7 protein-coding genes are annotated in these 6,464 nt (G+C 68.5%); all 7 read right to left on the bottom strand.

Translation table 11 applies throughout. The annotated features are described in order from the left end of the window. Positions 1 to 227: 227 nt before the first annotated feature. Positions 228 to 776, bottom strand: a complete 549-nt coding sequence (locus ABDZ66_RS08515; RefSeq protein ID WP_343757767.1) for an NIF family HAD-type phosphatase — start codon at positions 774 to 776, stop codon at positions 228 to 230. A gap of 52 nt (positions 777 to 828) precedes the next feature. Next, positions 829 to 1,326, bottom strand: coding sequence for a hypothetical protein (locus ABDZ66_RS08510; protein WP_343757765.1), 498 nt, complete (start codon positions 1,324 to 1,326; stop codon positions 829 to 831). A 146-nt stretch (positions 1,327 to 1,472) separates the two neighbouring features. Beyond that, on the bottom strand, positions 1,473 to 2,705 hold the full coding sequence (locus ABDZ66_RS08505; protein WP_343757763.1) for a 2,3-bisphosphoglycerate-independent phosphoglycerate mutase: 1,233 nt from the start codon (positions 2,703 to 2,705) through the stop codon (positions 1,473 to 1,475). An 88-nt stretch (positions 2,706 to 2,793) separates the two neighbouring features. Then, positions 2,794 to 3,459, bottom strand: a complete 666-nt coding sequence (gene trmH, locus ABDZ66_RS08500; protein WP_343757761.1) for a tRNA (guanosine(18)-2'-O)-methyltransferase TrmH — start codon at positions 3,457 to 3,459, stop codon at positions 2,794 to 2,796. A 31-nt stretch (positions 3,460 to 3,490) separates the two neighbouring features. Next, the gene (locus ABDZ66_RS08495; protein ID WP_343757759.1) at positions 3,491 to 4,507 is read right to left on the bottom strand and encodes an MBL fold metallo-hydrolase; all 1,017 of its coding nucleotides are present in this window, start codon (positions 4,505 to 4,507) and stop codon (positions 3,491 to 3,493) included. 58 nt (positions 4,508 to 4,565) lie between these two features. Continuing rightward, positions 4,566 to 5,039: a hypothetical protein gene (locus ABDZ66_RS08490; RefSeq protein ID WP_343757757.1), complete on the bottom strand. Its 474-nt coding sequence runs from the start codon at positions 5,037 to 5,039 to the stop codon at positions 4,566 to 4,568. Positions 5,040 to 5,080: 41 nt separating this feature from the next. Further along, positions 5,081 to 6,436: a deoxyribodipyrimidine photo-lyase gene (locus tag ABDZ66_RS08485; protein WP_343757755.1), complete on the bottom strand. Its 1,356-nt coding sequence runs from the start codon at positions 6,434 to 6,436 to the stop codon at positions 5,081 to 5,083. Positions 6,437 to 6,464: the final 28 nt, after the last annotated feature.

Here is a 6,464-nt window from a genome sequence, read left to right as displayed (position 1 = left end):
CACAACGGCAGGCAGCTCAGAATGCTGAAAAGTACGTCCTGACCGGGATGGAGCAGGACGGACTCCTGCTTAAGGCCGCGTGACACGACATCGGCAGGGAAGTGGAAACTCTTGCTTGCCCAGTGCCAACGTAAGCCCCCCCTGCCCCTCTGGGGTACTCGTATGAGCCGCTTGTGGAGGGGGCTGGGGGGTGGGGCAGCCCGCCGCAGGCGCAACCAATCAAACAATCAGTCCAGAACCCGACCCCGCCACCCCCGCTTCTCCACCCGCCGCAGGTCGGGCGTGTCCGCGATGCTCAGCAGGTACCGGGCTAGGCGGGGCAGTTCGTCGTCGGTGGGGTCGCCGGTCCAGGGGGTGACGCGGACGAGATGGCCGTAACCGGAGGCCCAGTTCTGGGGTCGGTCGTCAATGGCGAGGATGCGTTCGCGGGGGTAGCGGGATCGTATCCAGGTGGCGCGGAGTTTCCGGGCGGGTTTGCGGGGTTGGAGGTCGCCGTGTTCGTCGCGGTGCCAGGAGCAGCGGTCGCGGTGCCAGAGGAATGCGGCGGTGTGGGTGAGGTCGAGGCCGGTTTCGGTGTGGATGAGTTGGAGTCCGGCGTGCATCCAGTCGAGGCTGGCGGCAGTCCAGATGGCGTGGTCGTACGCGGCGCTGGTGCTCTGGAGGAAGTCGCGCAGGTGGGGGCGGAGGGTGATATGGGCGGTGGTGTGGGTGGGGTCGGGGGTGCCGTGCCAGAGGGTTTCGTCCAGGTCGAGGATCAGGAGGGCTCTGGGGGGCATGGGTCAGGATAGGAGAAACCCCTCCGCGTGGGAGGGGTCTGTGGGGCTGGGATTACTTGTTGCCCTGGCTTTTCTTGTACTGGCCGGGTGGCATCCCGCCGGGTTTTTTCTGCAGGCCGGGGGCTTTGGCCCAGGCGGCCTGGCGGGCCATGACGTTCATGAGGGGTTGGCGGGTGCCGTCTTTGGCTTTGACGACGATGCTCTGCGCGGTGAGGGGTTGGGCGGTGGTGATGGGTTGCGCGAGGGGGTAGATCTCTCTGGCGTAGGTGGTGGTGCCGGGGACCTGGGTCATGACCTGGACCTGGGTGAGGCGGGTGGTGGGGTAGGCGGGGTTGACGACGATGCCGCCGCTGCCGAGGGTGGCGGCGGGTTGGTTGGTGGGGGTGAGGAGGGTGACTTTGACGCCCTGGCTGAGGAGGTTGAGGAGGTTGGCGGTGGTCTGGATGACGCTGGGGTACTGGAGGCTGGCGTTGATGTTGACGCTGAGGGTCTGGGCGCTGGCGCTGGCGAGGGTGGCCGCGAGGGCGGTGGTCAGGATGGCTCTGTGCATGGTGGTCCTCCGTGTTCCGTCCTGGAACGTGTTGGTTTCACCTTGCCGTGTGAATCTGACCCTGGGCTGAATGGGGGGTTGAGGTTGGGTTGCGGAAACGACCCCTCCGCCGGGGGGGCGAGGGGGCCGTGCGGGGAAGGTTGTGGTTACGCGCCGTACTTGTTGAGTTTCAGGGCGTTGGCCATGAGGAGCGGCATGAGGTCGGTGCCTTTGCGCAGGCCGAGGCTGCCTTTCAGGGCTTCGTCTTCGGTGTAGCGCTGGGCGAGGTCCTTGCGTCCGTAGTTGCTGCGGATGAGGAGCGGGACGGGGTGCCAGGAGTGGGTGGCGAGTTTGCTGGGGGTGCTGTGGTCGCCGACGATGGCGATGACGTCAGGGTTCAGCGCGAGGAGCTGGGGCAGCAGGGCGTCGAAGAGTTCAATTTTCTTGACTTTGGCTTTGAAGTCGCCGTCCTCGCCGGTGCTGTCGGTTTTCTTGACGTGGAAGTAGAAGAAGTCGTACTTGTCCCAGTTGTCGCGCAGCGCCTGGACTTTGCCGTCGAGGGCGTCTTCTTCGCCCTGCACGGTGAGGACGTCCATGCCGACGAGGCTGGCGAGGCCCTTGTACATGGGGTAGCTGGCGATGCAGGCGGCCTTGAGCTGGTAGGCGGCGTCGAAGCTGGGGAAGTGGGGGACGTCGCTGTATCCGCGGAAGAGGACGCCGTTGACCTGCGTCTCGTCCTTGAGGGCGGTTTCGGCGCGCTGCACGAAGGCGTTGACGAGGTGGGCGGTTTTCTGGCTGGCGTCGTCGTGGGCCTGGGCGGTCATGGGGGGCACGCCGGTCGCCTGGGGGTCGACGTCGCTGAGGTTCGCGCCGAGGGGGCTGCCGCCGCTGGCGCGGAAGACGACCACGAAGCGGTGCTCCGACTCGGTGTAGATCTCGACGGGGGTGCCGTCGATGTCGGGGATGGCGGCCCTGAGTTTGGTGACGATCTCGGCGTTCTTCTCGTCGCTGGGGCGGCCGGCGCGGCGGTCCTGCACGATGCGGTCGTCGCCGAGGGTGGCGAAGTTGCCGCGCACGGCGACGTCACCGGCACCGAGCTTCACGCCGATCCCGACGGCCGAGAGGGCGCCGCGTCCGACGATGTACTTCAGGGGGTCGTACCCGAAGAGGCTGAGGTGGCCGGGGCCGCTGCCGGGCGTGATGCCGGCGCCGACGAGTTCGACCTGCCCGAGCTGGCTCTGCGCGGCGAGTGCGTCGAGGTTGGGGGTCTTCGCGGCGGCGAGTTCGGTGTCGCCGTTCGTTTCGAGGGGCAGGCCGCCCACGCCGTCGAGGACGACCATCAGGATCTTGCTGTCGGTCGGTTTGGCGAGGTCGCGGATGGTGTCCAGAAGGTCGCTCATGTCTGTCAGTGTACGCCGGACACGAAGGGGGCCGGTCAGCCCATATGACCAGCCCCTCATCAACCCGCGCCGGGGGGCGGGTGACCGGTCAGGCGATGATCTGCCCGTGCTCGTCCAGCGGGGGGTACGCCTCGCCACGCTCGCGGTAGGCGGGGGCCAGGTCCGGGTACGCCCACTCGAACGCGCGGTCCGCGAGGGCCTGCGGGGTCAGTTGGGGCGTGTCGTACATCCCGGCGGCGAGCCGCTGGCGTTGCGCCTCGAACAGGATGGTGGCGGCGGCGACCGACACGTTCAGGCTCTGCACCATGCCGAACATGGGAATGATGATGTTCCCGTCGGCAGCGTCGGCGGCCTCGTCGCCCACGCCCCACTTCTCGGCGCCCAGCAGCACGCAGGTGGGGCGGGTGTAGTCGGCGTCGCGGTAGTCCACGCTGCGCTGCGAGAGGTGCGTGGCGAGCACCTGCACGCCCTGCGCCTGGAGGTCGCGGACGGCCTGCGCGGCGTCCTGGTGGCGGTTCACGGTCACCCACTTGTGGGCGCTGCCGCTCGTGGCTTCGAAGGTGTGCCCCTCGAATTCCGCGAGTTTCCCGCCCTTGGGAGCCACGGCGTGCGCTTCGAGGACGCCCACGGCGTCGCAGGTGCGGATGATGGCGGACAGGTTGTGGGGTTTGTTCACCTGGTCCATCAGGACGGTCAGGGTCGGCTGGCGTCGGCTCAGCACCCGCATGATTTTCGCGTAACGCTCCGGGGTCATAACGCTCCAGAGTACCGCACGGCGCGCAGGTTCAGGTGCGGGTGAACAGGCCCGCGCCGTCCCCGCGCGCAGTCTCGCTCAGGGCGCCTGTGCCAGCCAGATACTCCGCGAGGGCGGCGGTCTGGTCGAGCAGCAGCACCGCCTGAATGGACCGCAGGCGTGGGTGCAGCGCCAGCAGCAGGTCGTGGATGGTCATGGGGTGCGTGCAGGCGGCGAGCAGGCCGTCCAGTTTCTCGTGCGTGCGGGTGCGCAGCGCGTGGATGCGGGCGCGGGGGTCGCGCATGGGGCCGTCGTGCCCGCCCAGGGCGAGGGTCACGCCGTCCAGCGCCTCCACGCGGTCCAGCGACGCCAGGAACGCCGCCACGCCACTGCCGCGCAGGAAGCGGGCAGGCATCAGCGGCGGGGAGTTCAGCGGCAGCAGGTGATCGGCGCTGAGCAGCATGTCGTCCACGCGCAGGCAGATCTGGTTCCCCTCGTGCCCCGGCGTGTGGATGACGTGCAGCAGGTCGTCCAGCACGTCCCCATCACACAGGGGCGTGGCGACGGGGAGGGCGCGCGGCACGCTGAGGTTCGCACCCCGTCGGCGGACCCGGCCGTCCAGTTCGCTCCCGGGCGGCAGGCCCAGCCACGCGGCCTGCGCGTCGGGCGGGGTCAGCCACGCCGCGCGGAGAACGCCGGGCTCCTCGATGAACGGCACGGCGCTGTGGAACGCCGCCACGGGCGCGTCCGTGTGCCCCCGCAGGGCACTCAGGCCGCCCAGGTGGTCCGGGTGCGGATGCGTGATCACGATCCGACTCAGGGTGTCCAGGCCCACCGCCTCGCCGTGACCGGCCCGCACCGCCGCCAGTCCGGCCTGAAGGTCCCCCAGGTTGTCCGGGCCAGACCCGCCGGTATCCACCAGCGCCGCGTACGCCGGGGCGTGCGGGTCGCCACGCACCAGCAGGTAGGCGTTCGCGCGGAAGTTCGGGAAGGCCCGCACGGGCAGCGTGTACACGCGCGTGCCGCCACTCGTCACGTGCAGCGCGGGAAGAGGGACAGCGTCGGTCATGAGCGGACTCTAGCGATTCAACTGGGAGCCTGCTGCGCTGCACGCAACGGTCTGGTGTTCAGGGGGCTGACTGTTCGGGATACTGCTGCCAGAACGCCTGCCGCTGATTCACGTCAAAGAACACCACCAGGTTGTCGGTTCTGCCTTCGATCTGCCCGGACAGCGGGTCGATTTCCGCAGTGACGATGAAAACTTCCTGCATCCCAAAGTTCAACCTCACCTCGTTCTGACCGACCTGCACGGCAGTCAGGGGCCGTTCGATGAGTGGCTGCCAATCGGCGTGGCTCCCCATGCGCTCGAAGTAGCCGGACAGGAGCCAGTCGATCAGGCGGCCCGGCTGCACCCGGATTTCTTCTTCCAGCGTCGTGTCCCAGGTGATGAAGCAGTGCCCACCATCGAAGCTGAGTTCCACACCCTGACCGACATCATGCCCGGCCGGGCCGTTCAATTCGCAGTCTTCATACTCAGAGGGGCGGTAGTACACCACCTCCCTCAGCGGCTGACCGATCAACGCGGCGATCTCAGCATTCACTCTGTCACTCTTGCACACGGGCCGTCAGCGGCAGACAACGTTCAAGGGCTTTTCCCCTCTTCTCCCCACTGCCGGGCGTATTTTTCGATGTCGAATTTGCGTTTCAGGCCGCCGGCGTTCATGTAGCGGACGGTGCCGAAGATGGGGCGGCGCGTCCAGGGGCGGTCGTGCAGGCCGAACACCCAGCCGACGCCCACCCAGGAGTTCGGGTCGCGGCCGTCCTGTTCGTGGCGGTTGTTCAGCCACAGCAGCGTGTCGAAGGCCTGCTGGGGGGTGGGTGTCCATTCGATGACTTTCTTGCCCCAGTACATGCGCATGTAGTTGTGCATGCGGCCGGTGCGGGTCATCTGGCGTTGCGCGGCGTTCCAGTACGGGTCGTGCGTCTGCGCGGCGTCCAGCTGATCGCGGGTGTAGGTGTACTCGCGGCGGTCTCCGGCGTGTTCTTCCAGGGTGGCACGGGCCCAGGCGGGGAGGCCCGCGTAGCGGTCGTAGTGGGGGTTGTAGGTGGTGTAGTTGAAGCTGAGTTCGCGCCGCACGATCAGTTCTTCCAGGAAGGCGTCGGTGTCCGGGCCGGGGTGTTCGCGCGCGGCGAGCGCGGCGGTCAGCGGGGAGAGGTGTCCGTAGTGCAGGTGCGCGCTGAGGCGGCTGCTGCCGTCCACGGTGGGGTCGCTTCGCCGCGCGGCGTACCCGTCGAGTTTGCGGGTGATGAAGTCTTCGAGCAGGTCGTGCGCGGCGTTCTCGCCGCCTTCCTCCTCGCCGGGGGGGACGCTGTGGTCGATGGGGAGGGTCTTCAGGAGGCGGGTGGGGTCGGTGACGTCCTCGCCGCCGTCCCAGTCGCGCGCCCGGCGTTTCAGGTCGTGGATGTCGAGTGGGACGAGGTGGTCGTGCCACAGCCGGTGGATCTTGGGGCGGATGGTGCGCGCCGCGTACTCCTGCTTGCCGCTGACCACGCCCACGGGAATGACCGCCTCGGATTCCACCTGCACGAGCGGAACATCCAGGCGGTCGGCCAGCCACCCGCGCCACTCGCGTTGCAGGCGGGTGTAGCCCACGTCGGTCACGACGAGCGCCGCGCCCTCCCCCGCCGCGTTCAGGGCCACCTCGGGCGGGCTGCCCAGGGTCACGCGCAGCGGCACGTCCCGCGCGGCGAGGTTGGCACGCAGGTCCCGCAGGCCCTCGAGCAGGTAGGCGTAGTGGCGGGCGTTCGCCTCGGGGTAACCGGGCGTCAGGCCGAACACGGCGACCAGGGGCAGGTTCAGGCGGTTGGCCTCGCGCAAGGCGTATTCCAGGGCGTGGTTGTCGCGGGTGCGGACGCTGGCCTGCACCCACAGCAGCACGAACCCCTGGCGGCGGGGCGTGCCGGGCCGCAGGACCTGCACGCGGGTGTCATGGATCATGCCTGCCGTTGTACCAGTCGCGGTCCCT

The organism is Deinococcus depolymerans (genome assembly GCF_039522025.1).
GTDB lineage: Bacteria > Deinococcota > Deinococci > Deinococcales > Deinococcaceae > Deinococcus > Deinococcus depolymerans.
This window is presented reverse-complemented; position numbering and strand designations above follow the sequence as displayed.

Coding starts and splice junctions, on each gene's coding strand:
- ABDZ66_RS08510 (WP_343757765.1), bottom strand. CDS start 1,326: ATGCACAGAGCCATCCTGACCACCGCCCTCGCGGCCACCCTCGCCAGC.
- ABDZ66_RS08485 (WP_343757755.1), bottom strand. CDS start 6,436: ATGATCCATGACACCCGCGTGCAGGTCCTGCGGCCCGGCACGCCCCGC.
- ABDZ66_RS08495 (WP_343757759.1), bottom strand. CDS start 4,507: ATGACCGACGCTGTCCCTCTTCCCGCGCTGCACGTGACGAGTGGCGGC.
- ABDZ66_RS08505 (WP_343757763.1), bottom strand. CDS start 2,705: ATGAGCGACCTTCTGGACACCATCCGCGACCTCGCCAAACCGACCGAC.
- ABDZ66_RS08515 (WP_343757767.1), bottom strand. CDS start 776: ATGCCCCCCAGAGCCCTCCTGATCCTCGACCTGGACGAAACCCTCTGG.
- trmH (WP_343757761.1), bottom strand. CDS start 3,459: ATGACCCCGGAGCGTTACGCGAAAATCATGCGGGTGCTGAGCCGACGC.